The organism is Martinezella sp. CNPSo 3964, assembly GCF_057784375.1.
Genome location: NZ_JBXSOW010000001.1, coordinates 295,264 through 319,934 on the forward strand (window position 1 = coordinate 295,264; position 24,671 = coordinate 319,934).

Below are 24,671 nucleotides of genomic sequence, written 5' to 3' on the forward strand. Positions count from 1 at the left end.
GACGTCTCGATGGCCACCCGCAAACGCACCACCGCTTCCGACCAGGGTGATCTCTTCAATCCGGAAGTCGAGCTGCTGCTGCCCCCTCGTCTCGCCATAGACGGCAAGGTGCTGGCGAGCCCCGTCCGTCAGTTGGCGGTTCCGGCGCAACGTGTGCGCTGCAAACTGCGCCCTTTCGCGATCCGCCGCGTCACTGGCCATGAGGCCACGCTCAAATCTGGCGAGACCCTGAAAATTATCAGTACGAAAACGGCAACGCCGCTGGACGCCGATCTCATTCTCCTTGTGCCCGGCGCAACCGAGGCTGCACGAATCGCAGAGGCGCTCGAACTGGGCGAAGGCCGCTGGATGAACGTGCAGCCGGCCAACATCGCCACGCTTGACCGCGCCGCACGTGCCGATCGGCTGGCCGCTGTCTCCGCCTCCTGGCGGGATGCGGTTTACTTGCGCGAAGGACGAGCCGCTGAGGCCGGCCAGCCGGCACGGCCCGGGCTGCGGCGTCCTCAGGTCGGGGCGCTTCACGCGGCGCTCGCCCACGCGACGCGATCGACCGATCCGGCCACCATTGTCATGCCGACCGGCACTGGCAAGACCGAAACCATGCTCGCACTCAATGCCCACCAGAACTTCGAACGGCTGCTGGTGGTGGTGCCCACCGACGCCTTGCGCGAGCAGATCGCCGGCAAATTTGAGACCTTCGGCGTTCTCAAGCAACAGCAATGTCTCGCCGACGCAGCAGCCTTTCCGCTTGTCATGCGGCTGTCCCATATTCCGACGAGCCCGGCGGAGGTCGATGAAATCTTCGACAGCGCCAATGTCGTCGTCACCACCATGCAGATCGCCGGGCGCGCCGACGCACCCGTTCAAGAGCAGATGGCTGCACGCGCTTCGGCGCTCTTCATCGATGAGGCGCATCATATCGGCGCCCCAACCTGGGCTCGCTTCCGAGGCCTCTTTGTCGATCGGGAACCGCCTCTGCCCATCGTTCAGTTCACGGCCACCCCCTTCCGTGAGGATGGCAGGCGTGTCGACGGTGAGTTCATCTACACATATCCGCTCAAGAAGGCGCAGACCGAGGGCTATTTTAAACCGATCCGTTTCGAGGCGGTGTTCGGGCTGGACCAGGCCGATGCCGATCTTGCGATTGCCGAGAAGCTCGGCGAAGTCCTGCAGGGCGATCTGGATGCGGATCTCAATCACCTTGCCATGGCACGCTGCCAGACGATCGACCGCGCCAACGATCTCCACCAGCTCTATAGCGCGATGTTCCCCGAATTCCGGCCGGTCATCGTTCACAGTCAGCAGTCGATCCGCGAGCGCCGCGCGAACCTCGCGGCGCTCAGGCGCTTCGAGAGCCGGGTCATCATCTGCGTCGATATGCTAGGCGAAGGTTTCGATCTCCCAGAGCTGAAGATCGCTGCGCTGCACGATCCACACAAAAGCATCGCCGTCACCATCCAGTTCGTCGGCCGGTTCACCCGCCAGGACCCGCGCCTGGGCGATGCTACTGTCATCGCCAATACTGGCGTGGACGATATCGACCGATCGCTCGCCAAGCTCTACGCGGAGGACGCCGATTGGAACGCGCTGGTCGAAGCGCTCAGCACCGCAAAAATCGACCGGCAGGTTCGGCGCGCCGAGATGTTCAAGGGCTTCGTCGGCGACCTCAGCGATATTCCGCTCCAGACGCTCGAACCGAAAATGAACGCGGTAGTCTACCGGACGTCTTGCGACGCTTGGGAGCCGATGCGCGCCGAGGACCTCTATAATCCAGGCGTCTATCTCGGCATGAAGGTCAATCCGCACCAGCGCGTCGCTATCTTCGTCACCCGATCCGAGGAACAGGCTGGCTGGACGACCGCGCAGCATGCGACCAACGTCATCTGGGACCTGCACATGATCCATTGGGATCCCGACCGGCAGCTCCTCTATATCAGTGGTTCCGCCAAAGGCCCCTACGACCGGCTGGCAAAAGCCATATGTGGTGACATGGCACGCCGCGTCGAGGGCGAGGAAGTCTTCCGCAGCCTGCACGGGTTCAACCGCCTCATCCTGCGCAATCTTGGTCTGACCCATCATCAGGGCCGCGGCGTTCGCTACTCCATGTACATGGGCGTTGATGTCGCCGATGGTCTCGATACCGCCAAGTCGCAGTCCCGTATCAAGAATAATGTCTTTGCGACTGGTTTTCTCGATGGCGTCCCCGCCTCGCGCGGCTGCTCGGCCAAGGGCAAATTCTGGTCGATCTCTCCGGTGCGCGATCTCACCGACTGGGTCGAATGGTGTGCGGATATCGGCGAGGCCGTGAACGATCCTGGGATCACCACCGATGGTGTGTTCAAGAGCGCCATGCGTCCCCGACAGATCAGCGATCGGCCCGCCGTGCCGCCGGTCGCGATCCATTGGCCGGAGTCACTGCTGACGCAGATCGAGGACCGTGTAGAGATCAGCTTCGGCGACCGGGCTGTGCCATTCGCCGAATGCGATATCGAACTGCTCGATCATGGACGCACCGGACCGCTGCGTTTCTCGGTGCGGAGCGATGTTGATGTCGCAGAGTTCGAGATTGTTTTCGCCGAGGGCGGAGCCCGCTACCCGCAGCGCTCGGGACCGAAAACGGCTATCAAGGTCGGCGGCAAAGTAAAGACCCTGTCGGAATCCTTCGGCGAGGATTCACCGCAGATCGATTTCGGGGACGGATCGCTTCTGATCTACAGCCACCTCTACGCCTTACCCGATGGTGTTGCCATCGAACCCTACCCCTCGGATCAGATCGAGGTCTGGGACTGGTCCAAGACAAACATCCGTGCCGAGGCGCAAGGAACTCAAAAGCGCGCCGACTCTGTGCAGCGGCGAGTGATCGACGCGTTGCTGGCTGATGATCAAGCCTATGATCTCGTCTTCGACGACGACGGCGCTGGCGAAATCGCCGACGTGGTCACCCTTCGCGTGATGGAAGGCCTTGTGCAAGTGACCCTGCATCACTGCAAATATTCCAGCGCGGACACACCGGGAGGACGCGTTAAGGATCTCTACGAGGTCTGCGGTCAGGCACAGAAATCCGCCCGATGGCGTGATCGTCCCCATCGCATGTTCACGCACATGCTGAAGCGGGAAAAGCTGCGTCTCGACAAGGGGCAGAGCTCGCGCTTCGAACAAGGAACAGCGGCCTTTCTCAAGAAGCTGAAGGCAAGCTGGCAGGACTATCGCTACGAGTTCGACGTCAGGATCGTGCAGCCGGGCCTCTCCCGCGCAGCCATCACCGAAGAAGGTCTGCACCTCTTGGCCGGTGTCGAGACCTATTTGATGGAGACACGCGCGATGAAGCTGCGGATCATCGGCAGCGCGTGATTGTCCACACCCATCGACTCTTCGTCCATCTGCGCCTTGGCCCGCGCCAGCGCCTCCCGCGACATATAGGTCCATCCCAGAGCAGGCTCGATCGGCGGGTTGCGCCTTGTACGGGACGATTTTGCCGATTGATGCACCGCCCTCACCCCCACAAAGCGGACAATGGCGCTGCTGCCAACTTGTCGCCAAAGGGCACAAGATCGGTACTGTCGTAGAGGACGACGCCATAGGCGAATCGGTCCTTGCATGCTTCGGCCAAGGTCCGCAGTCCGGCAAAGTCGCTGGACTTCACCGTCGCTGACGCCTTGACCTCGATTCCCACGATCATGCCGTCGTCGCGTTCCAGCACGATATCTACCTCATGCATCTGCTGGTCGCGAAAATGATATGGCGTCAGCCGCAGATCGGACGCACTTATGAGCTTCAGGACTTCGGCGAACACGAAGCTTTCCAAAAGCGCGCCAAATACACCGCGGTCCGCCTTTACCCGATCGAAGGTCAACCCGCGCGCCGTGGCGAGGAGGCCGGAGTCGAGGAAATGCAGCTTCGGCGTCTTGGCGATCCGCTTCAGCGTGTTCGTGTACCAAGGCTGCAATGTTGAGACGAGAAAGACCTGCTCCAGCAGCGCGACATAGCGCTGTCCTGTCTTGTGGCTGACATTGATGCTGGAGCCGAACTGCGAGTAGTTGACCAATTGCCCCGAATGCTCCGCGAGCAGTCGAACGAATTTCGGCAGTTCGGTCAGCTTCTCGATCTCGGCGATGTCTCTGAGGTCGCGGGTCAGAACCGACGTAAGATAGGACCGCGCCCAATCCTGCCGCCGCCGTTCGCTCTCACGGCTGATCGCCTCGGGAAAGCCTCCGAACAGTGCGAGTTGGATGAGGTCGTCACCAACAACCGCCTCACGGTCCCCCTGGAGTTTCCCAGCGAACAGACGCTCCAGAAAGGTCGGCGCCTTGCCTGTTATTTCCGCCCGAGCCAGCGGCAGCATTCGAATGGTTTCCATCCGGCCCGCCAAGCTGTCGGCAACCCGTGGCAAGGTCAGCACATTGGCCGAGCCGGTCAGGAGGAAGCGGCCGGGGCGATAGTCCTCGTCTACCGTCTTCTTGATTGCCAACAGCAGATCGGGCGCGCGCTGGATCTCGTCGATAATCGCGCGATCCAGACCGCGAATGAAACCGGCCGGATCGGACTGTGCAGCGTCGAGCACTGTCTGGTCATCGAGCGTGATATAGCTCCGGCCCGTCTCACCCATCTTCCGGACAAGCGTGGTCTTGCCCGCCCGGCGTGGTCCCACGATCAGGACCACCGGGGTGTCTGAAAGGGCTTCCACCACCCGATGCTCGACGAGCCGTTCGTACATGCCTGTTTCCGATTCTCTGACGACTGGAACTATGAGGCATGATAATTGGAAGTCAATGACCCGCAGATTGGAAATGGTAGAACCGTGATCCGGGAATGGGTGAAGGAGAAGGCCTTCCCCTGCGGCCGAGCCATGGTCTCGTCCGACCCCTTCTGCGGGGAAGATCCCCGCAACGCCCACTATAGAGTGAGAGAGTGGCCGGGTTCTCCGTGACGGGTTGAGGGCCGGGAGAGAGGCTTCCGGCGCCCGTCATGGAGTTTCGTCCCATGAATATGCAAGTTCTGAAGGCACCGGGAGAGGTGTCATGACGGACGTCGAAACAATCTTCGCGGACGATCGCAAACGTCCACTACTGGAGCGGTCGCTACCCTGGCCTGAAACCTCCGGCGGTGTCACCGTTATCGTCGAACCAAAGCCCCGTTGGGCGAGCGACCTTCGCGCGTTCCGGCTCGATGCCCAGGAATACTGCGCCTATAGAGATTGGACGGAAAACGGGGTACGAGCCCGGTTCTTCAGCCATGTCGACACGAGCGGCGACATAATAATGCGCAAGGCGCGTGCTTTGATCGCCCGCGAGATCGCTGACGGACTCTAGCATGGCGGCGCATCGACGCCGCCATGCTGCGCACTGCGACGTAATCCGCCTTCGTCGCTTCGGATTACCAAAGTCTGAGATTGGAAGACGGCCTATGACGCGTGCGAAGCGGCGATTGTCCTGTTTCTGCGTAAATATGGAAAAGCGCTTTTCCGCAAAGCCGTGTCTCCTGCTGCACGGCTTTGCGCCATCTCAAAGATCGTCCTGCCGACGAACACGCGCCGCTCCGAGGAGAGCCAAGTGCTTCAGCAATTCTCGACGCCTTCTCCGCTCGGCCTAGCAGCCGTTACGCGCACGCTCTTGTCTTCCTGGAAGACATAGTATCTGGTTTCGACTGGGCTGCAGGATCGAGACCGAGTCCCACAGCGAAGCAGTTCAAACGACCTTCGTGGGGTCGCCCATCGACCAGGCGATGCCGCCGCCGCGATCCATCGTCGCGATCTCTGCCATGTCGGCGTCATCGATCGCGAACCCATCGAGCTCGATGTTCTGTCGCATGCGTTCCGGGTTCAGGCTCTTCGGGAGGACCGCATAGCCCTTCTGGACGCCCCACCGCAGGAGAAGCTGCGCTTCGGTCACGCCGTACTTGGCCGCCATGACGGCGAAGACCTCGTCGCCCTTATGGTCTTCGGTTTTGGCGCTGTCCTGGCCAGGAGCGATGCGCCAGGTCGATAGCGGCGCAAGGCTGCTATAGGCGATCGGAGCAATCTCGTTCTTCAGCATGTAGGCGACCAAGTCGGGCTTCTGCGACCAGGGGTGCAACTCGATCTGGTTGGCCTCGGGTGCGGGAAGCCCCGCCGCCTTGATTTCCTCAAGATGGCCTTCGCTAAAATTGCTAACGCCGATGCTGCGGGCCTTGCCGGCCTGCTTTACATCGACGAGGCCGCGCCATTCATTGACGCGCTCTTGGCCGCCATGGGGCGAGTGGATCAGGTATAGATCGAGATAATCGAGACCGAGCCGATTGAGGCTGGCCTCGCATTCCGCGACGGTCTGCGCCCGCGTCTTGGCGGTCTCGCCCCATTCCGGAGCGCCTGGCCAGAGCTTTGTCGTCACAAAAATATCCTGACGGACAAGACCATTGTCCTTGAGACCAGCGCGGATGCCTTCACCGACGCCTTCTTCATTCTGGTAGACGGCCGCCGTATCGACGTGGCGGTAGCCGACCCCGATCGCGGCGCGGACCGCCGCGGCGACATCATCCTGGCTGATCAGATAGGTGCCGAAACCGACGGCGGGAATGTGCGTGTCGGCGTTGATGGCGAATGTTGTTCGAAGAAGTCCCATGTTCAAACCTCTATGCGTTGACGGAAAAGCCGGACGTCAGGGCAAGGAATCCGCCGGTCGTTGCCTTGATCCGCAGTTCCTTGACCGGCGCATATTCCGGAGAGTGATAGAAAGCCTCAGCGTCTTTCAGGCTCGGAAACTGGATAACCACCAGCACAGTCTCAGCCCTGCCTTCGACTGGAGACAGGTCCTGGTCCGACAGGATGATTTGGCCGCCATGTTGTTCGACCAACGGTCGCGCCCGCTTGCTGTATTCCGCCATCAAGGCTGCGTCGGTGACTGTGAAGTTACCGGTCAAATAGGCATGCGGCGTTGTCGGCATAAAAATTTCCTGTTCGGTTGTTCTCGTCCCATTCGGAGCAAGACAGCTTCGGCTGCCGGCCCATGACCGCGGATGGCTGATGCGCCCCGCCGTTGACGTGATTGTAGAATAAGGCACTCTAATACGGATTTCACGCCCAATATTGGAGCTATTTGGTCCCGTATCTGTAGCGGGAAATTCTTCAACGGCTGGGAGACTCGGCTTGGCTTCCGGCTTTCACCAGCCAGCACAGGTAGAGCCTGGCAGGGTGGAGCACGGCAATACGCCGACCCGCACATACGGATTTCCGGCTTTACGGATGCGGCGCCGTGCTGCCCTTCACCTGAACCGTTGATCCCGCCGGATCAGCCCCGATAGCGCAGAGCGTCAACGAGCAAAGCGAAGGCGGGCGTCGGTTGGCGGCGACTGGGGTAGTAGAGGTGATAGCCCGAGAACGGCTCGCACCAGTCGGCCAGCACCCGCACGAAGCGGCCGTCCGCGAGATAGGGTGCGACCTGGCCTTCGGTCAGATAGACAAGACCGCTCCCCTCAAGCGCGGCCTTCAACATCAGACTGGAGGTGTTGAAGACGAGTTGCCCATCGACCCGCACATTGAGCGCTCGCCCCTTCTTCTCGAATTCCCACGCATAGAGGCCGCCGTGGATCGGCAGGCGCAGGTTGATGCAGTTGTGGCCGGTCAAGTCCTGCGGGGTCTTCGGCTGGGACCGCGATGCGAAATAGGACGGCGCCCCGGCGACCGCCATCCGCAGCTCCGGGCCGATCGGCACCGCGATCATGTCCTTCGCGATCGTCTCGCCCGGCCGCACGCCGGCGTCAAACCGCTCGCCGACAATATCCGTCAGGCCGTAATCGGTGACGATCTCCACCTTGATGTCGGGATACTCCCTCACCAGCTTCGCGACGGCCGGCCAAAGGATCGCTTCGGCGGCATGTTCCGTCGCCGTCAGCCGGATGGTGCCTGACGGCTTCTCGCGAAGATCGCTCAGCGCATCCAGCTCTCTTCGGATCTCCTCGATCCGCGGCCCGATCGAATGGATGAGCCGCTCGCCGGCTTCGGTTGGCGCCACGCTACGGGTCGTGCGGGTCAGCAGCCGCAGGCCAAGCCGCGCTTCCAGAACACGGATGGTCTGGCTCAGCGCCGACTGCGAGACGCCCAGGCGCTTCGCCGCGCGGGTAAAATTCCGCTCCTGTGCGACCACGAGGAATGACGCTAGGTCGTTCAGGTTATCAGATTCCATTTAGAAGCTTTCCTTATTGGTCCATACACAATCTAGCATCTAATAACTTATTCCGCTCTGGCTTATCTTTGCGCTGCACCCAAAATTGCGAAAATCCGCGTCGAGCGCGGAAGGAAGAAGCGCAAAATGAAGAAGATTCTAACCGCAGCCGCCATTAGTGCGGCAGGCATCGTTCCGGCCCAGGCCGACACCATTGAGATCAGACCGAATGGCGGAACGCCCGCGATGATTGGCGCGCCCGACAATTTCACCGGCCATGCCGTGATCAGCCCGCTGTTCCCGCCGAACGATTTCACCCGGTCCAATGCCGGTCTGGTCAACTTCGCGCCAGGCGCGCGCACGGTCTGGCATACCCATCCTGCTGGACAGTTGCTGATCGTGACCGCCGGCCAAGGCTGGGTACAGGAAGACGGCAAGGAACGACGCGCGATCAATCCCGGCGATGCCGTGTGGATCCCGCCGCATGTGAAGCATTGGCATGGCGCGACCGCCACCAGCCCGATGAGCCACATCGCCATCACCTACATGGAAGGCGGCAAGAACGTCGATTGGCTCGAAGCCGTCAGCGACGAGCTGATCCGATAGAGCCGCGTGGCGATGAAAGGATTTATCATGACTACGACCACCGCCCTGGCCTTGGCGCTCTCGCTCGGCGCATCCGAAACACTCGCTCAAACCGGCACGCAGACCGGTCCGCTGTCGGTCGATGACGTCGGTTCGGTGTCGCCCGCTCTGGCGCGCTATGCCACCGATAAACTCGCAACGGATCTCTGGAATCGGCCCGGCCTTTCCCGACGCGATCGCAGCCTTGTCACGCTCGCTGCGGTCATCACCCGCAATCAAGGCGTATTGCTGCCCGAGCAACTGCGGCTGGCGCTCGACAATGGCGTAAAGCCCACCGAGATATCCGAGACCGTCACCCATCTCGCCTTCTATGCCGGCTGGGGGAATGCGATCGCCGCAACGGTGATTGCCAAGGCCGTCTTCGCCGAACGCGGCATTGGCGCAGACCAACTCCCCAAGGCTTCCGTGGATCACCTTCCGCTCAATGAGGCGGCTGAAGCCGCGCGCGCCATAGCGGTCGAAGAGAGCACCGGCCCGGCATCGCCCGGCCTGGTACGCGACACGGCCGAGGTGCTCTTTCGCGACCTGTGGCTTCGCCCCGATCTCGCACCGCGCGATCGGAGCCTGGTGACGGTAAGCGCGCTGATCTCCAACGGTCAGGTGCAGCAGATCCCGTTCCATCTCAATAAGGCGATGGACAATGGCCTGACCCGCGAGGAAGCGGGCGAGATCGTCAGCCAGCTCGCCTTCTATGCCGGCTGGCCAAACGCTTTCTCGGCCGCTCCCGTCGTCCGCTCCGTCTTCGAGCAGCGTGCATCCAAGTAACGAGCGATGAAGTTCCAACGCCCATGTCGCACGCTGCTTCCTCCGCACTCTCCGGACGGTCCGTCGCCCTCCGCCTGACCCCGATCATGGCGGCGGTGCTCGCCGCCTTCCTCATCATCGGCCTGTCGCTGCCGGTCCTGCCCCTTTACGTTAAAGACAATCTCGGCTTCGGCACCTTCGTCGTCGGGCTGGTGGCGGGCGCTCAATTTGCCGCGTCGCTCGTATCGCGTATCTGGGCGGGGTCCTTCTCCGACAAGCATGGCGCAAAGCGTAGCGTCTTGGCCGGCCTGGTCGCGGCGGCCATTTCGGGCCTGCTCTATCTCCTCTCGCTTGCGTTCGTCGGCGCGCCGGTCATGTCGGTGGCGATCCTCCTCGTCGGCCGTGCTCTGCTTGGCGGCGCGGAGAGCTTTATCATCACGGGCGCAATGAGCTGGGGCCTCGCGCTCTTCGACAAGGAGCATGCAGGCAAGGTCATCGCTTGGGTCGGAACCGCGATGTTCGCGGCCTTGGCGCTCGGCGGTCCCGTCGGCACCGCCCTGTTCTCCCCTTATGGGTTCGCCGCTATCGCGCTGACGACGACGCTGCTCCCGCTCATCGTGCTGGCAGGTCTGCTGGGCATGCCCGCCATCTCGCCGCTTCCGCCCAGGGACCGCGGCGAAGTCAAAGCTGTCGTGCGCTCCGTCTGGTTGCCCGGACTTGGCGCGGCGCTCAGCAGTGTCGGCTATTGCTCCATTCTGGCCTTCAGCTCGCTGTTCTTCGCCGAGCAGCACTGGCAACCGATCTGGCTGCCGTTCAGCGCATTCGGCGCTGCGCTCATCCTGGCTCGCATGATTGTTGGCCACTGGCCGGATCAATACGGCGGCGCCCGGGTGGCGTTGATTTTCGTGGCCGTGCAATCGGCTGGCCTCGCCTTCATGGCTTTGGCGCCCAACATCGTCATCGCGTCCGCGAGCGCGACGCTTGCAGGCTTCGGCTATTCACTCGTTTATCCGGGGCTGGGCGCGGAAGCGGTGCGCGAGACGTCGCCGGAAAATCGTGGCCTCGCCATGGGCATCTACACCGTGTTCCTCGATGTCGCGATGGCGATCGGCAGCCCGGTACTGGGATGGATCGCGGCGGAACGCGGGTTGAGCGCCGTCTTTATCGTCAGCGCCGTTGCCGTGCTTTGCGCGGCGGGCATCGCGATCAGGCTCCTGCGTCAGAAATCTACCGCCTGATGCTGAACGCCCAGCGCGGGCTCTACACAGAAAGGAACCACGACAATGGATATTACTCGCAAGGCGGAACTGAAGACCGTCGACGGGCCTGCGGACTACTTCACCGGCAAGGTCACGATCACCGGGCAATTCCAACGGCCCGATCCGTCGCGTGTTAGCGGCGCCATCGTCCATTTCGAACCAGGCGCGCGCACGGCTTGGCACTCGCACCCGGCGGGCCAGACGCTCATCGTGACCGAAGGTGTCGGATGGACCCAGGTGGAAGGCGGGCCGAAGCTCGAGTTCTACGCAGGCGACGTGCTGTGGTGTCCGGCGGAGCACAAGCACTGGCACGGTGCCACGCCGCATGAGGGCATGACCCACGTCGCCATCCAGGATACCGTCAACGGCGCGAACCTGACCTGGATGGAGCACGTGACCGACGAGCAATATTTCGCCCCCCTGCAGAAGGACTGAGCCATGCCGCACGTCATCGTCAAACTCTGGCCTGGGAAGTCCGATGCGCAGAAGCGCGATCTGTCGGACGCCATCGTGCGCGATGTGACCAGGATCCTGAACTATGGGGACGAGTCCGTCTCGGTGGGCTTCGAGGAAGTCGCCCCAGCCGAATGGTCCACACAGGTCTACGCCCCGGATATCCAAGGCAAATGGGACACGCTGGTCAAGCAGCCCGGCTATGGCCCCGGCCCGAATTCCACCGACTGAATTTGAAAGGTTAGCACCATGATTTTGCAAGAGACGTTCGCCCTGCCGAACGGCATTGAGATCCCCAAGCTCGGGCTCGGCACCTGGATGATCCCCGATGGCGAGGTCGCTCGGGTCGTGCGCGAGGCCGTCGAGATCGGCTATCGCCACTTCGACACCGCCCAGGCCTATGCGAACGAGCGCGGCGTTGGCGAAGGCCTACGGGCGAGCGGCCTGCAGCGCGACCAATTCTTTGTCACGACCAAGCTCGCGGCGGAGTGCAAAAGCTACGCCGAGGCCAAAGACCTCATCGACGGGTCGCTGCAGACGCTCGGGCTCGATCACATCGACATGATGCTAATCCACAGCCCGCAGCCCTGGGCGGAATTCAGAGAGGGCGAGCACTTCTTCGAGGGTAATCTCGAGGCATGGCGCGCGCTTGAACAAGGGCACCGCGAGGGCAAGCTGCGCGCAATCGGGGTATCCAATTTCGAGCGGGCGGACCTGGACAACCTGCTCGACAACGGCAGCGTCAAGCCGATGGTCAACCAGATTCTGGCGCATGTCGGCAACACGCCGTTCGACCTGATCGACTACGCGCGATCCAAAGACATTCTCGTGGAAGCCTATTCGCCCGTCGCCCACGGCGCTCTGCTGAAGAATGTGGAAATCAGAGCCTTGGCAGAGAAATATGGTGTCGATGTCGCGCAGCTCTGCATCCGATACTGCCTCCAACTCGGCCTCCTTCCCTTGCCGAAGACGGCCAACGCCGCGCACATGCGGACCAATGCTGCCGTGGATTTCGTGATCTCTGATGCAGACATTGCGATCTTGAAGGATGCTCGGGAGAGCACCGACTACGGTGCGGCGAGCAAGTTTCCAGTGTTCGGCAAGAAGCGCCAAATCCACAACACGACGCCGGAAGGCTGAACTGCCGACCCATCAATCTCATCCAGTCGACATCAATGTGCGCAAGAGGCCTTGAGGGGAAGGCCTTCCCCTGCGGCCGAGCCTTGCGTCTCGGCTTCTGCGGGGAGCCCCCGCAACGCCCCCTGTAGAGTGAGAGTGCGGACCGGCTTAGCCGTGACGGGTTGAGAGCTGGGAGAGAGGCTTCCGGTGCCCGTCGCGGAGATCCGCGATGTCCAGAAAGACCGCATCCGCTCGCTCCGGCCAGGACCGGACGAGCCTTTACGACGAAATCACCGGCAAGATCATCGGCGAACTGGAGGCTGGCCGCGTGCCCTGGGTTCAACCCTGGGGAACAGCGGCGGCGAAGGCACCGCTCGCCATGCCGAGGAACGCCGCCACGGGCCGGCATTATTCCGGGATCAACGTGCTGATCCTTTGGGGCGCCGTGATCGAGCACGGCTTTCCCGGCCAGAGCTGGCTCACCTTTCGCCAGGCGCTCGCGCTCGGCGGCAATGTCCGCAAGGGCGAGCGCGGCACGACCGTCGTCTATGCCGACCGCTTCGTGCCTGACGACGAGAAGCGACGCGCCCGCGAGACCGGCGACGAAGCCCAGGCGATCCCGTTCCTGAAGCGCTTCACGGTGTTCAACGCGGCGCAATGCGAGGGCCTGCCCGACGACGTCGCGATCGTCGCGCCCCCGCCGGCGCCGGGCCTGATCGAGCCCCAGGTCGAGGCGCTGATCCGCGCGACGGAGATCGACTTCCGCATCGGCGGCAATCGCGCCTTCTACGTGCCGGCGCTCGACTATGTGCAGGTCCCGCCGCCCCAGGCCTATTTCGAGCCGATCAACTGGCATCGGACGGCGCTGCACGAGCTGGGGCATGCGACCGGCCATCCGTCCCGGCTCGGCCGCGACATGAGCGGCAGCTTCGGCACCAAGAAGTACGCGTTCGAGGAGCTGGTCGCCGAGATGAATGCAGCCTTTTGCTGCGCCTCGCTCGGCATCGTGCCGACCGTGCGGCACGCGGATTATATCGGCTCCTGGCTGGAGGTGCTGCGCGAGGACAACCGCGCCATCGTCCGCGCCGCCAGCCAGGCGAGCAAGGCCGCCGACTGGCTTCTCGGCTTCGTGCCGGCCGACGGGGCCGCGCTTTCGGCCGAACCCGCGATCGACAGGAGGGCCGCATGATCCTCCTGACCCCCGAGTTGCGGGAGCAGCTCCTCGCCAACGGCCGCGACCGCGACGCCGACCACATCCCCGTGGTGAAGTTCTTCAATCCCCTCGGCCAAGGCGTCTGGCTCGCGACCGAACTCGATGATGACGGCGACACCTTATTCGGCCTGGCCGATCTCGGCGAGCCCGAGCTCGGCTCGTTCAGCCTTGCAGAGATGATCGCCGTTCGCCTGCCGATGGGTCTCGGCATCGAGCGCGACATCCTGTTCGAGGGCCTCTATCCGATCTCGGCCTGGGCCGAGGCGGCCCGTCGAACCGGCGGCATCCGCGAGGCCGAACGCGTGCTTCACGCCGTCCACCGAAGCACCACGTCCAGCCAATCCGCAAAGGCGTAAATCCGTGGCGGCGGGACTGCGCTTTTGCGTCTCCCGTCGCCGCGCCAGGAGGTGCCGGCACGTAGAGAGTGAGAGGGAGGACGGGATTTTCGTGACGGGTTGGAGGTCGAGAGAGAGGCTCTCGGCCGCCCGTCGCGGAGCAATCCCCAATGGCTACTGCAGTTCAGAAGATCGTCCTGTCGTCCTCGCGTGACATTCCCTTCAACAAGCTGGTGCTCAGCCAGTCTAACGTCCGCCGCGTGAAGGCCGGCGTCTCGATCGAGGACCTGGCGGCCTCGATCGCGCGGCGCGGCCTCATCCAGAGCCTCAGCGTCGTGCCCGTCGTCGACGCCGAGGGCCAGGAGACCGGCATGTTCGAAGTGCCGGCCGGCGGCCGCCGCTTCCGCGCGCTGGAGCTGCTCGTCAAGCAGAAGCGCCTCGCCAAGATCGCGCCCGTGCCGTGCGTCGTGCGCAAGCGCGACGACGAGATCCTCTCCGAGGAAGTGTCGCTGGTCGAGAACATCGACCGCGCGCCGCTCCATCCACTGGACCAGTTCCGAGCGTTCCAGGACATGCGGGTGAAGGGCAAGACCGAGGAGGAAATCGCCGCGGCCCTCTTCGTGCCCGTGCAGGTGGTCAAGCAGCGCCTGCGCCTCGCCACCGCATCGCCCACCTTGCTCGACGTCTATGCCGAAGACGGCATGACGCTCGACCAGCTCATGGCCTTCACCGTCACTGACGACCATGCCCGCCAGGAGCAGGTCTGGGAGGCGATCAAGGATGCCTGGTCGAAGGAGCCCTATCAAATCCGCCGCATGCTCACCGAGACGACGGTGCGCGCCTCGGACAAGCGCGCCATCTTCGTCGGCGTCGAGGCGTATGAGGCCGCCGGCGGCATCGTCATGCGCGACCTGTTCCAGTCCGACGACGGCGGCTGGCTGCAGGATGCGGCGCTGCTCGATCGGCTGGTCGCCGAGAAGCTGAAGGCGACAGCCGAGACGATCGCCGCCGAGGGCTGGAAGTGGATCGAGGTCGCGGTCGGATTTCCCTATGACGCCACGCGCGGCCTGCGCGAGCTGCAGGGCGAACCGCTCGACCTGACGGCGGAAGAACAGGCGACGATCGAGGCGCTCAACGCCGAATACCAAAAGCTCGAGGCTGAATATGAAGGCGCTGACGAACTGCCCGACGAGGTCGACCACCGGCTCGGCGAGATCGAGACGGCCCTGTCCGCCTTCGAGACCCGTCCTGTCCGCTTCGAGGCCGAGGACATTGCCCGCGCCGGCGTGTTCATCAGCATCGCTCACGACGGCAACGTCGCCATCGATCGCGGCTACGTCCGGGCCGAGGACGAGACTCCCGAACCCAGCGCCGAGACCGATGAGGACGAAACCGAAGGTCGGCCGGACGAGCCCGGTGCGCCGGTCGTGCAGCGCGCCGTCATTACGATCGGCGGCCAGCCCGTCGAGGAGGAGGACGATGAGGACGACGCAATCAAGCCGCTCCCCGAGCGCCTTGTCATCGAGCTGACGGCGTATCGCACCCTCGCGCTGCGCAACGCCGTCGCGGAAAACCCGCACGTCGCCATGACCGCGCTCCTCCACAAGCTGGTCTCGGACACCTTCATGACCCGCATGTATACGGGCGCCATCGAGGCCGGGGTGAAGCACATCTTCTTCCCGGCACAGGACGATGCGCTGAAGGACAGCCCGTCCGCCCGTGCGGTGCAGGACAGGCACGCCGCCTGGGCCCGCGACATCCCGAAGGACGACGACGCCCTGTGGGACTGGCTCGCGGACCTGGACGATACCAGCCGGATGGCGCTGCTGGCGCATTGCGTCAGCTATGGCGTGAACGCGCTCTATGAGCGGCCGAACCCGCACAGCGCCGGCGGCGTGTCGCAGCATACGCTCGATATGCGGCTCGCCCAGGCCGACCGCCTGACGAAGGCGACGGGCGTCAACCTGGTGGAGGCCGGCTGGCGCCCGACCTTCGGCAACTACCTCAGCCGCGTCACCAAGCCCCGCATCCTGCAGGCGGTCCGCGAGGGCGTCGGCGAGCAGTCCGCGCAGCTCATCGACCACCTAAAGAAGGGCGACATGGCCAAGGAGGCCGAGCGGCTTCTCGCTGACAGCGGCTGGTTGCCCGAGCCGCTGCGCCTGATCGACGACGCGGAGGCGCCCACGCCGGAGGTCGAGGACGTCGGCGAGGACGAGGCGCTTCCCGCATTCCTCATCGAGGGCGATGAGGATGTCGCGGCCGAGGCCCATGACGTCGAACCGCACCTTGCTGCGGCCGAATGACGGGCACCCGGAGCGGCTTCGGCCGCTCCGGCCACCTCCCCCATCGAAGTGATAGACTGCTAGATCGTCGCGGCGACCTTCGTCGCTACGTCCACGATCCAATCCATGGCCGGATCCGGCGCCGCGCCCGCAAGGCGCGCAAGGCCGATAGACCATGACGGGACTGGCGCCGGTTGCGGATGAATGGCGATCGCTACGGCGGCGGCGACGCGCATCCACAAGCGGATCCTAGCGTCAGCAGCCCGGCAATTCTGCCCATGGCACGAATGGCACCGCGAAGCCGGCCGCTCGATCAGCTCGCTAATGTCAGGATTGGCTCGCACCAGGCGCGCGTTCTCCATCCCAGAAAGGTTACTCAGCCTCGACTGAAGATCTCCAAAAATCGATAAAGGCGCGAAGCTTCGGCAGAATCTGCTTTCTGTCTGGAAAGAAGATGAAGAATCCAGGGCTCTCGGGCAGGAACGGTTCAAGGCACGTAGTCAGCAACCCTCGGTCGATCAGCGGTCGCACGACGGTGCCAATGTTGTAGGTGAGGCCAACGCCGGCAATGCCGGCCGACAGACACATCGCGGGCCCATTCACGATCAACGGACCTTTCACAGCAATTGAAAAGGTCTGATCCCCCTCTGGACGACTATCATCAATGAACTCCCATCGATGGATAGCGCCTCCGACTAGGCGGGCGTTGATGCACGAATGGTCTTCCAACTGCTCCGGTCGCTTCGGTTTACCTCGATCGGCGAAATAGGCTGGGGAGCCCACAACCACTTTCGGAGAGGGACGTGTGAGCCGAACGGCCACCATGTCCTGTTCGATCATCTCGCCGATCCGGATCCCCGCGTCGTAGCCTTCGGCCGCAATGTCCACGAACCGATCCTCGAAGACGAGTTCCAGCTCGATGTCGGGATAAGCCGCAGCAAACCCGCGCAATACGGGCTCGAGAACCGTATGCGCCACGTAGGGAACACTAAGGCGCAACAAGCCTCGCGGACTAGCGCCAAGCCGCTGCGCTGCCTCGAAGGCAGCTTCGATGTGGACCACTCCGGCGCGTGCCTGTTCCAGGAACAACTCGCCGGCCTCGGTCAATCCGACCGAACGGGTCGTTCTGGTGAGGAGCGGCGCACCTACCCGTCTTTCAAGGCTCTTGATGCTCCAACTGACTGCCGCCGGGGTGACTCCTAGCTCCTTCGCAGCAGCGGTGAAGCTGCGCCTCTCCGCTACGCGCGTGAAAACCACTATTCCGTCGAGCAGATCCGGCTGCATTATCAAATCCAACTTACAAGACCATGAAAATTTTCCGATATTATCAAAGTTTGCGGCAGTGGCTACCCTACAGGCATGGAACAACAGGAAGCGCGCTGATGCCCCACATGTTTACGCGCAGGCAACTTGGTCTGGCCGCTGGAGCGAGCGTCGCCCTTTTCAGCATGAGAAACGCCATGGCAGAAACACTTACAGAACGCAGCCAACCCAAGGCGCAGAAGGTCAGCTTCCCGAGCGGAGACGGCTTCGTCGTGGCGAACCTGTATCTCCCTGAAGGGCACGCTCCCTCGAAGCGCTATCCTGCCGTCGCCGTGGGCGGCTCGATGAACTCGGTCAAGGAAATGATGGGCGGCAATCACGCGGGTGAGCTTGCGCGCCGAGGAATCATTGCGCTGTCAGTCGACTACCGGAACTACGGCGAGAGTAGCGGTGCCAAGCGGCAGTACGAGGACCCGGAAAGCAAGGCGGAGGACCTGTCCGCCGCACTGCGTTTTCTGAAGCGGCGGCCGGATGTCTCGGGCACCGGGCTATTGGGCGTATGCACGAGCGGCGGCGCTGTGATGTACACCGCCACCGAGGATCCGAACGTCGGCGCGGTAGCCACGGTGGCGGGTTTCTTCTCCGACCCCGAGTCGGCAGTGAAGATCTTCACGCGCGAGGGTTATGACAGCAGAGTGGCCGCGGGTCGCGCGGCGCGTAAGCGATATGACGAGACTGGCGTCATTGACATTGTTCCCGCCTACGATCCGGGCAACATGCAGGCGGCAAGTTCGAGCCCGAGCGAGTATTACATGGATAAGTCCCGCGGCGGGGGCGTCCGTTCCTGGCGTAACGAGTTCGCGGTCATGGGGTGGGAGCCCTGGCTCCAGTTCGATCCGATGTCGCGCGCGCCGCTCGTAAAGGCGCCGACGCTGGTGATCCATTCGGACGAAGCGGCGTTCCCCGATCGAGCGCGTAAGATCTACGGGCTGCTGGGCGGCCCGAAAGAGCTGTTCTGGACGGAGGGAAAGCACTTTGACTTCTACGATGATGCCGAAACCGTTCGCCGAGCCGCTGACCGCGTAGCGGCACACTTCCGCGAAAAGCTCGCTTAGACATCGGGGCGACCACGCCCCGATGTTACCCCATGTCACTCCACCCCCGACTCGAACGGTACGCCTTCAGCCCAAGCTCGGCCGTTCCGCGGTCACGTAGCAGCTGCTGCAGGGATCGCCGTTCTCCGCCCGTGCCGGGGACGGTGGAAACTCTTCCATCGGCGAGGTTCGCGCACGGTTGATCCCACCGCGCCCCTACCTGACTGCCACCTCCCACCGCCCGTTGACACGGGCAAAGCCGATCGGCCGGTTCTCTTCCTCGCTCGATTGGGCGAGGCCGGCGACGGCCGGAGATGCGCCAACCGGGGCCGGAGCACGAAACCCGCGCCGAACACGACCGCCAACATGCCGCGCCAGTTGATGCAGTTCTTGCTGCATTTCATCACTTCTCCGCGTCGTCGTCCGGTGCGGCGGACTCGAAGGAGCGGGCTGTCGCAGCTTCTCTTTCCCAATGGAGCGGAGCGTCCCACCCTCACCGCCGGAAGCCGGAGCGATAGACCGGGTTCAACCCGCGCCAGAGTGAGAGGGTGGCCGGGACGGGTTTGAGCCCGTCCGGTCGAGAGAGAGCGCCGGGCCGGCTCGTCCTGGTCCCGCTCTCCGAGGTCTCCCTCCATGTTCCATGCTCCGCTCCCAGCCGCTCAGGTGGCTTCGCTTCCGCTTGTTCCGCACACGCCGCCGGCCGCCTCCATCCTTGCCGCCGCCGAGCGCATCCTCTCCCACCTCGAACAGGGCCGCACCGTCGATGCCGTCATGCTGCGCAGCGCCATGGAGGACGCCTTCGGCGCGTCCGACGCTGCTGGCGCATGGGATTGGAAAACTGCCTATGACGCCTGCGAGGCCGCGACCGTCCTGTTCCTGCGCAAATACGGAAAGCCGCTTTTCCGTAAAGCCGCATCGCCGGCTTCACGGCTTTCGGCCCTCGCCAAGATCGTCTGGCTGCTGCCGACGCACACCCGCCGATCCGAGGAGGCACAGGCCTTCCAGCAATTCTCGACTCCGATCCCGCTTGGCCTGGCCGCGCTCACGGCGGCAACATTGACCCGGGCCGACCGCGTGCTGGAGCCGTCCGCCGGCACCGGGCTGCTCGGCGTGCTCGCCGAGACCGTAGGCGCTTCGCTGATCCTCAACGAGCTGGCCGAGACACGCGCCGATCTTCTCACTTCTCTCTTTCCGGCCGTCCCCGTCACGCGCTTCGACGCCGCCCAGATCGACGACCATCTCGATCCGGCCGCCGTGCCGAGCGTCGTCATCATGAACCCGCCGTTCTCGGTGATGGCGAACGTCACCGGGCGCGTCGCCGACGCCGCCTATCGGCATATTGCCTCGGCGCTCGCCCGGCTTGCCGACGGCGGGCGCCTGGTCGCCATCACCGGCGCGAACTTCTCGCCCGAGCTTCCGGCCTGGCGGGACGCTTTCGTCCGGCTGCAGGGGCGCGGCCGTGTCGTGTTCACCGCCGCGATTGCCGGCTCGGTCTATGCCAAGCACGGCACGACCATCGAGACCCGCCTGACCGTCATCGACAAGGCGCCGGCCGAGGACCCCGAGCATTTTCCAGACTCCGCCGGCATCGCACCCGATGTCGCGACGCTGCTCGGCTGGATCGACACGCAGCTTCCCGCGCGCCTGCCGGTCTCGATCGCGCGTCCTGTCACTATGCCGGCCACCCAGCCGCGCACAGTGCGAGGCTATCTCGCCCGCGCGGCGGTGACTCAGCCCGCCCGTCGCATCGCTCAGCTCGAAGGCGTGCCGCTCGCCTATGAGACCATCGACTGGAAGCCGCCGGAGACCGGCCGCCTGTCGGACTCGATCTATGAGGCCTATGCGCTCCAGTCGATCCGCATCGAGGGCGCGCAGCCGCATCCGACCAAGCTGGTGCAGTCCGCCGCCATGGCCTCGGTCGCGCCGCCGAAGCCGAGCTATCGGCCGACGCTGCCGGCGGCGATCGTCACCGACGGCATCCTCTCCGACGCCCAGCTCGAGACGGTGATCTATGCCGGCGAGGCCCACGGCGAATATCTCGCCGGAGCCTGGACCGTGGACGAGACCGGCGACCTCGTCACCGCCGCGCCGGACGATGCCCCGAACGCGGTTCGCTTCCGCCGTGGCTTCATGCTCGGCGACGGCACCGGCGCCGGCAAGGGCCGCCAGTCGGCCGGCATCATCCTCGACAACTGGCTCCAGGGCCGCCGCAAGGCGGTCTGGATTTCCAAGTCCGACAAGCTGCTCGAAGATGCCCAGCGCGACTGGTCGGCGGTTGGCATGGAACGCTTGCTGGTCACGCCGCTCTCGCGCTTCCCGCAGGGTACGTCGATCCGGCTGCCCGAAGGCGTCCTATTCACCACCTATGCTACGCTACGGTCCGACGACCGCGGGGAGAAGCTTTCGCGCGTCAAGCAGATCGTCGAATGGTTGGGCTCCGATTTCGACGGAGTGATCATTTTCGACGAGTCCCACGCGATGCAGAACGCCGGCGGCGGCAAGGGAGAACGGGGCGATGTGGCCCCATCGCAGCAAGGCCGTGCGGGCCTGAGGCTCCAGCACGCGCTACCGAACGCCCGCGTAGTCTACGTGTCGGCGACCGGCGCCACGACCGTACACAATCTCGCCTATGCCCAGCGGCTTGGCCTCTGGGGCGGCGAGGATTTTCCGTTCGCCAACCGCGCCGAATTCGTCGAGGCCGTCGACAATGGCGGCGTTGCAGCCATGGAAGTCTTGGCCCGAGACCTGCGTGCGCTCGGCCTCTACACGGCTCGCTCGCTCTCTTATGACGGCGTCGAGTACGAACTGGTCGAGCACCAGCTCACGCCCGAGCAGACCCGGATCTATGATGCCTATGCCGGCGCCTTCGCCATCATCCACAATCATCTCGACGCCGCGATGCAGGCCGCCAACATCATCGGTGATAGCGGAACGCTGAACCGTCAGGCGAAGTCGGCCGCACGCTCCGCCTTCGAGAGCGCCAAGCAGCGCTTCTTCGGCCATCTGCTGACCAGCATGAAAACGCCGACGCTGGTCCGCTCGATCGAGCAGGACCTGGCGGACGGCCATTCCGCCGTCATCCAGATCGTCTCGACCGGCGAGGCCCTGATGGAGCGCCGCCTGGCAGAGATCCCGACCGAGGAATGGAACGACGTGCGCGTCGACATCACGCCGCGCGAATATGTGATGGACTATCTCGCCCATTCCTTCCCGGTGCAGCTCTACGAGCCGTTCTCCGACAGCGAGGGCAATCTGTCGTCGCGGCCGGTCTTTCGCGATGGCCAGCCCGTCGAGAGCCGCGAGGCCGTCGCCCGGCGCGACGAGCTCATCGAACGGCTCGCATCGCTCCCGCCTGTCCCTGGCGCGCTCGACCAGATCGTCCAGCGCTTCGGCACGGACATCGTCGCCGAGGTGACGGGACGATCGCGCCGTGTGGTGCGCAAGGGCGAACGGCTCGTCGTCGAGAACCGGGCGGCATCCGCCAATCTCGCCGAGGCGGCCGCGTTCATGGACGACGACAAGCGCGTCCTCGTCTTCTCCGACGCCGGCGGCACCGGCCGCAGCTATCACGCGGACCTTGCCGCCCGGAACCAGCGCCTGCGTATCCACTATCTGCTGGAGCCCGGCTGGAAGGCGGACGCCGCGATCCAGGGCCTCGGCCGCACCAATCGCTCCAACCAGGCGCAGCCGCCGCTGTTCCGGCCGATCGCCACCGACGTGAAGGCTGAGAAGCGCTTCCTCTCGACCATCGCGCGCCGGCTCGACACACTCGGCGCCATCACGCGCGGCCAGCGCCAGACCGGCGGTCAGGGCCTGTTCCGGCCCGAAGACAATCTCGAATCCCACTATGCGCGCGATGCGCTGCGCCAGCTCTACCTGCTGCTCGTGCGCGGCAAGGTCGAAGGCTGCTCGCTCGATCGCTTCGAAGCCGCCACCGGCCTGAAGCTGATGGACGACAACGGCATCAAGGATGAGTTGCCGCCGATCACCACCTTCCTCAACCGGCTGCTGGCGCTCACCATCGAGCTACAGGGCATCCTGTTCACCGCGTTCGAGCAGCTCCTGATGGCGAAGATCGAGGGTGCGATCCGCAGCGGCCACTATGACCTCGGGCTGGAGACGCTTCAGGCCGAGAGCTTCGTGGTCACCGACAGCCAGGTGATCCATGTGCATCCCGGCACCGGCGCGGAGACTCGGCTGCTGACCATCACGCGCCGGGAGCGCAATCGACCCATCACGCTGCTCGATGCGCTCGGCAATCGCGCCGATCCGTGTGCGCGGCTGCTCGTCAATGGTCGCTCCGGTCGCGCCGCGGTGCAGATGCCGGCCCCGTCGATGATGCTCGATGACGGCGAGATCGAACGCCGCGTCTGCCTGATCCGGCCGATGGAGCGGCACTATCCGCCGCTGCGCATGATGGACGAGAGCCATTGGGAGGAAACCGATCGCGACCGCTTCGCCGCCGCATGGGAGGCCGAGCTTGCCGACATCCCGGAATTCTCCGACAGCACGATCCACATCGCCGCCGGCCTGCTGCTGCCGATCTGGAAGCGCCTGCCGGACGAGTCGACGCGGGTCTACCGGCTCCAGACCGATGCGGGCGAACGGATCATCGGCCGCCGCGTGTCGCCGGCCTGGGCCGTCAACGCCGCCTCGCAGGGGGCGAGCACGCTGACGCCGGAACACGCCTTCGCCGCGCTGATGGAGGGCAGCACGGTCCTGGATCTCGCCGAGGGCCTCCAGCTTCGCCGCGCCCGCGTCATGAACGCCCATCGTCTGGAGCTGACCGGGTTCACCGAGGCGATGCGCGACCGGCTGCGCGCCTATGGCCTGTTCAGCGAGATCATCTCCTGGAAGCTGCGCTTCTTCGTTCCGGCCGACGCCAGTGGTGCAGCGGTGCTCGCCAAGCTGCTCGACACCTATCCAGTGACGCGCATCGCCGAACGGGGGGCCGCGTGATGTCCCGTCACGATGCTTCCGATCTTGCGCAGCGTCTCGGCCGGCAGGCCGAGGCGGTGTGCCGCCATTACCTGTCCAGCGGCCGGCGCGAGGGCCGCTACTGGCTGGTCGGCGACGCGCGCAACACGCCGGGCCGTTCGATGTACGTCCGCCTCAAGGACTCGCCGAAGGGTCCGGCCGGCAAATGGACCGACGCCGCGACCGGCGAGCATGGCGATCTTCTCGACGTGATCCGCGAGAGCTGCGGCCTGATCGACTTCAAGGACGTCACTGAGGAGGCGCGGACCTTCCTCAGCATGCCGCAGCCCGAACTGTCGCCGGCAAACCCTCGTCAGGCACCCGTACCGCACGGGTCGCCAGAGGCGGCCCGCCGTCTGATCGGCATGTCGCAGCCGATTACGGGCACGCTCGTGCAGTCGTATCTACGGGAACGCGGCATTACGGATCTACGCGGAACCGGAAATCTGCGCTTCCACCCGCGATGCTACTATCGGCCGGACGAGCATTCTCCGACCGAAATCTGGCCGGCGATGATCGCAGCCGTCACCGACCTTGGCGGCAAGATCACCGGGGCACATCGCACCTGGCTCGACCCGCGCCGTCGCGACAAGGCGCCACTCGATACGCCGAGGCGGGCGATGGGCGATCTTCTCGGCAACGCGGTCCGCTTCGGCGCAGGCGGCGAAGTCATGGCGGCCGGCGAAGGCATCGAGACCGTACTGTCGGTCAGGCAAGTCTTGCCCGACATGCCGATGCTGGCGGCGCTCTCCGCAGCCCATCTCGCCGGCATCCTGCTCCCGGACACGCTGCGGCGGCTCTACATCCTCCGCGACGACGATCCGGCCGGTGACGGTGCGCGTGACAGCCTGGTTGAACGGGCGAATGCGGCCGGGATCGAGGCAATCGTCATCTCGCCCCAGCTCGGCGACTTCAACGAGGATCTCCGCACCCTCGGCATCGACGCGCTCAGAAGCCAGACCCGGATGCAGATCGGGCCGCAGGACGTCGCGCGTTTCATGGCGCTCGCGGCCTAGCCGCCAGGGAGGAAGGTGGCGGCGGTGCCGCCATGCCCGTCCGGATACCCCATACCGTCTGAGAGGAGCGCGCCTCGGCCTTCGAGAGGGCGATCGGCCCACAGTCGGGCCGGCCCGGCAATGGCGGCGGCCGACT

The 24,671-nt window shown here is 64.4% G+C and carries 21 protein-coding genes and 1 pseudogene; 15 read left to right on the forward strand and 7 right to left on the reverse strand.

The annotated features are described in order from the left end of the window. Positions 1-9: 9 nt before the first annotated feature. The gene (locus AC13Q5_RS01415) at positions 10-3,351 is read left to right on the forward strand and encodes a DEAD/DEAH box helicase (protein WP_488500650.1); all 3,342 of its coding nucleotides are present in this window, start codon (positions 10-12) and stop codon (positions 3,349-3,351) included. A gap of 142 nt (positions 3,352-3,493) precedes the next feature. Here the strand turns inward: AC13Q5_RS01415 and AC13Q5_RS01420 are convergent, their stop codons facing one another. Then, the gene (locus AC13Q5_RS01420; RefSeq protein ID WP_488500651.1) at positions 3,494-4,714 is read right to left on the reverse strand and encodes an ATP-binding protein; all 1,221 of its coding nucleotides are present in this window, start codon (positions 4,712-4,714) and stop codon (positions 3,494-3,496) included. 304 nt (positions 4,715-5,018) lie between these two features. Between AC13Q5_RS01420 and AC13Q5_RS01425 the strand changes: the two genes are divergently transcribed. Beyond that, positions 5,019-5,309: a hypothetical protein gene (locus AC13Q5_RS01425; RefSeq protein ID WP_488500652.1), complete on the forward strand. Its 291-nt coding sequence runs from the start codon at positions 5,019-5,021 to the stop codon at positions 5,307-5,309. A 5-nt stretch (positions 5,310-5,314) separates the two neighbouring features. After that, positions 5,315-5,615, forward strand: a pseudogene (locus AC13Q5_RS01430) (hypothetical protein); the annotation flags it as partial. A 69-nt stretch (positions 5,616-5,684) separates the two neighbouring features. On the opposite strand, the gene AC13Q5_RS01435 reads toward AC13Q5_RS01430, so the two are convergent. The 3 genes from AC13Q5_RS01435 to AC13Q5_RS01445 form a co-directional block, all read right to left on the reverse strand. After that, complete coding sequence (locus tag AC13Q5_RS01435; RefSeq protein WP_488500653.1) at positions 5,685-6,596, reverse strand: aldo/keto reductase family protein; 912 nt, start codon at positions 6,594-6,596, stop codon at positions 5,685-5,687. A gap of 10 nt (positions 6,597-6,606) precedes the next feature. Next, positions 6,607-6,918 carry a DUF1330 domain-containing protein gene (locus AC13Q5_RS01440; protein ID WP_488500654.1) on the reverse strand — a complete coding sequence of 104 codons (312 nt, stop codon included), beginning with the start codon at positions 6,916-6,918 and terminating at the stop codon, positions 6,607-6,609. A 344-nt stretch (positions 6,919-7,262) separates the two neighbouring features. After that, entirely contained in the window at positions 7,263-8,156 is an 894-nt protein-coding gene (locus tag AC13Q5_RS01445) for a LysR family transcriptional regulator (RefSeq protein WP_488500655.1), read from the reverse strand. Positions 8,157-8,282: 126 nt separating this feature from the next. On the opposite strand from AC13Q5_RS01445, the gene AC13Q5_RS01450 reads away from it, so the two are divergent. From AC13Q5_RS01450 to AC13Q5_RS01490, 9 genes are all read left to right on the forward strand, one after another. Next, complete coding sequence (locus tag AC13Q5_RS01450) at positions 8,283-8,741, forward strand: (R)-mandelonitrile lyase (protein WP_488500656.1); 459 nt, start codon at positions 8,283-8,285, stop codon at positions 8,739-8,741. Between the two features lie 12 nt (positions 8,742-8,753). Continuing rightward, positions 8,754-9,545, forward strand: coding sequence for a carboxymuconolactone decarboxylase family protein (locus tag AC13Q5_RS01455; RefSeq protein ID WP_488500657.1), 792 nt, complete (start codon positions 8,754-8,756; stop codon positions 9,543-9,545). Positions 9,546-9,568: 23 nt separating this feature from the next. Beyond that, positions 9,569-10,762, forward strand: coding sequence for an arabinose transporter (locus tag AC13Q5_RS01460; RefSeq protein ID WP_488500658.1), 1,194 nt, complete (start codon positions 9,569-9,571; stop codon positions 10,760-10,762). A 45-nt stretch (positions 10,763-10,807) separates the two neighbouring features. After that, on the forward strand, positions 10,808-11,218 hold the full coding sequence (locus AC13Q5_RS01465) for a (R)-mandelonitrile lyase (RefSeq protein ID WP_488500659.1): 411 nt from the start codon (positions 10,808-10,810) through the stop codon (positions 11,216-11,218). Between the two features lie 3 nt (positions 11,219-11,221). Next, positions 11,222-11,467 (forward strand): tautomerase family protein, encoded by a 246-nt coding sequence (locus AC13Q5_RS01470; protein WP_488500660.1) that lies wholly within the window; start codon positions 11,222-11,224, stop codon positions 11,465-11,467. An 18-nt stretch (positions 11,468-11,485) separates the two neighbouring features. Next, positions 11,486-12,376, forward strand: coding sequence for an aldo/keto reductase (locus AC13Q5_RS01475; protein WP_488500661.1), 891 nt, complete (start codon positions 11,486-11,488; stop codon positions 12,374-12,376). 208 nt (positions 12,377-12,584) lie between these two features. Continuing rightward, a complete protein-coding gene (locus AC13Q5_RS01480; RefSeq protein WP_488500662.1) occupies positions 12,585-13,544 on the forward strand; it encodes an ArdC family protein in 960 nt (319 codons plus the stop codon). Further along, on the forward strand, positions 13,541-13,924 hold the full coding sequence (locus AC13Q5_RS01485; protein ID WP_488500663.1) for a DUF2958 domain-containing protein: 384 nt from the start codon (positions 13,541-13,543) through the stop codon (positions 13,922-13,924). The genes AC13Q5_RS01480 and AC13Q5_RS01485 overlap by 4 nt, the downstream gene beginning before the upstream one ends. Before the next feature lie 149 nt (positions 13,925-14,073). Further along, a complete protein-coding gene (locus tag AC13Q5_RS01490; RefSeq protein WP_488500664.1) occupies positions 14,074-16,206 on the forward strand; it encodes a ParB/RepB/Spo0J family partition protein in 2,133 nt (710 codons plus the stop codon). Between the two features lie 59 nt (positions 16,207-16,265). Here the strand turns inward: AC13Q5_RS01490 and AC13Q5_RS01495 are convergent, their stop codons facing one another. Next, entirely contained in the window at positions 16,266-16,421 is a 156-nt protein-coding gene (locus tag AC13Q5_RS01495; protein WP_488500665.1) for a hypothetical protein, read from the reverse strand. Positions 16,422-16,557: 136 nt separating this feature from the next. Next, positions 16,558-17,469: a LysR family transcriptional regulator gene (locus AC13Q5_RS01500; protein WP_488500666.1), complete on the reverse strand. Its 912-nt coding sequence runs from the start codon at positions 17,467-17,469 to the stop codon at positions 16,558-16,560. 176 nt (positions 17,470-17,645) lie between these two features. On the opposite strand from AC13Q5_RS01500, the gene AC13Q5_RS01505 reads away from it, so the two are divergent. Beyond that, entirely contained in the window at positions 17,646-18,563 is a 918-nt protein-coding gene (locus tag AC13Q5_RS01505) for an alpha/beta hydrolase (RefSeq protein ID WP_488500667.1), read from the forward strand. Positions 18,564-18,758: 195 nt separating this feature from the next. Here the strand turns inward: AC13Q5_RS01505 and AC13Q5_RS01510 are convergent, their stop codons facing one another. After that, positions 18,759-18,941, reverse strand: coding sequence for a hypothetical protein (locus AC13Q5_RS01510; RefSeq protein ID WP_488500668.1), 183 nt, complete (start codon positions 18,939-18,941; stop codon positions 18,759-18,761). Positions 18,942-19,175: 234 nt separating this feature from the next. On the opposite strand from AC13Q5_RS01510, the gene AC13Q5_RS01515 reads away from it, so the two are divergent. Both AC13Q5_RS01515 and AC13Q5_RS01520 read left to right on the forward strand, forming a co-directional pair. Next, positions 19,176-23,501, forward strand: a complete 4,326-nt coding sequence (locus AC13Q5_RS01515; protein ID WP_488500669.1) for a strawberry notch-like NTP hydrolase domain-containing protein — start codon at positions 19,176-19,178, stop codon at positions 23,499-23,501. Next, positions 23,501-24,535, forward strand: a complete 1,035-nt coding sequence (locus AC13Q5_RS01520; protein WP_488500670.1) for a DUF7146 domain-containing protein — start codon at positions 23,501-23,503, stop codon at positions 24,533-24,535. Before AC13Q5_RS01515 ends, AC13Q5_RS01520 begins: the two co-directional genes overlap by 1 nt. Positions 24,536-24,671: the final 136 nt, after the last annotated feature.

Excerpts from the sequence above, each read along its gene's own strand:
- AC13Q5_RS01415 (WP_488500650.1), top strand. The coding sequence starts at position 10 with ATGGCCACCCGCAAACGCACCACCGCTTCCGACCAGGGTGATCTCTTC.
- AC13Q5_RS01420 (WP_488500651.1), bottom strand. The coding sequence starts at position 4,714 with ATGTACGAACGGCTCGTCGAGCATCGGGTGGTGGAAGCCCTTTCAGAC.
- AC13Q5_RS01425 (WP_488500652.1), top strand. The coding sequence starts at position 5,019 with ATGACGGACGTCGAAACAATCTTCGCGGACGATCGCAAACGTCCACTA.
- AC13Q5_RS01435 (WP_488500653.1), bottom strand. The coding sequence starts at position 6,596 with ATGGGACTTCTTCGAACAACATTCGCCATCAACGCCGACACGCACATT.
- AC13Q5_RS01440 (WP_488500654.1), bottom strand. The coding sequence starts at position 6,918 with ATGCCGACAACGCCGCATGCCTATTTGACCGGTAACTTCACAGTCACC.
- AC13Q5_RS01445 (WP_488500655.1), bottom strand. The coding sequence starts at position 8,156 with ATGGAATCTGATAACCTGAACGACCTAGCGTCATTCCTCGTGGTCGCA.
- AC13Q5_RS01450 (WP_488500656.1), top strand. The coding sequence starts at position 8,283 with ATGAAGAAGATTCTAACCGCAGCCGCCATTAGTGCGGCAGGCATCGTT.
- AC13Q5_RS01455 (WP_488500657.1), top strand. The coding sequence starts at position 8,754 with ATGAAAGGATTTATCATGACTACGACCACCGCCCTGGCCTTGGCGCTC.
- AC13Q5_RS01460 (WP_488500658.1), top strand. The coding sequence starts at position 9,569 with ATGTCGCACGCTGCTTCCTCCGCACTCTCCGGACGGTCCGTCGCCCTC.
- AC13Q5_RS01465 (WP_488500659.1), top strand. The coding sequence starts at position 10,808 with ATGGATATTACTCGCAAGGCGGAACTGAAGACCGTCGACGGGCCTGCG.
- AC13Q5_RS01470 (WP_488500660.1), top strand. The coding sequence starts at position 11,222 with ATGCCGCACGTCATCGTCAAACTCTGGCCTGGGAAGTCCGATGCGCAG.
- AC13Q5_RS01475 (WP_488500661.1), top strand. The coding sequence starts at position 11,486 with ATGATTTTGCAAGAGACGTTCGCCCTGCCGAACGGCATTGAGATCCCC.
- AC13Q5_RS01480 (WP_488500662.1), top strand. The coding sequence starts at position 12,585 with ATGTCCAGAAAGACCGCATCCGCTCGCTCCGGCCAGGACCGGACGAGC.
- AC13Q5_RS01485 (WP_488500663.1), top strand. The coding sequence starts at position 13,541 with ATGATCCTCCTGACCCCCGAGTTGCGGGAGCAGCTCCTCGCCAACGGC.
- AC13Q5_RS01490 (WP_488500664.1), top strand. The coding sequence starts at position 14,074 with ATGGCTACTGCAGTTCAGAAGATCGTCCTGTCGTCCTCGCGTGACATT.
- AC13Q5_RS01495 (WP_488500665.1), bottom strand. The coding sequence starts at position 16,421 with ATGCGCGTCGCCGCCGCCGTAGCGATCGCCATTCATCCGCAACCGGCG.
- AC13Q5_RS01500 (WP_488500666.1), bottom strand. The coding sequence starts at position 17,469 with ATGCAGCCGGATCTGCTCGACGGAATAGTGGTTTTCACGCGCGTAGCG.
- AC13Q5_RS01505 (WP_488500667.1), top strand. The coding sequence starts at position 17,646 with ATGGCAGAAACACTTACAGAACGCAGCCAACCCAAGGCGCAGAAGGTC.
- AC13Q5_RS01510 (WP_488500668.1), bottom strand. The coding sequence starts at position 18,941 with ATGCAGCAAGAACTGCATCAACTGGCGCGGCATGTTGGCGGTCGTGTT.
- AC13Q5_RS01515 (WP_488500669.1), top strand. The coding sequence starts at position 19,176 with ATGTTCCATGCTCCGCTCCCAGCCGCTCAGGTGGCTTCGCTTCCGCTT.
- AC13Q5_RS01520 (WP_488500670.1), top strand. The coding sequence starts at position 23,501 with ATGTCCCGTCACGATGCTTCCGATCTTGCGCAGCGTCTCGGCCGGCAG.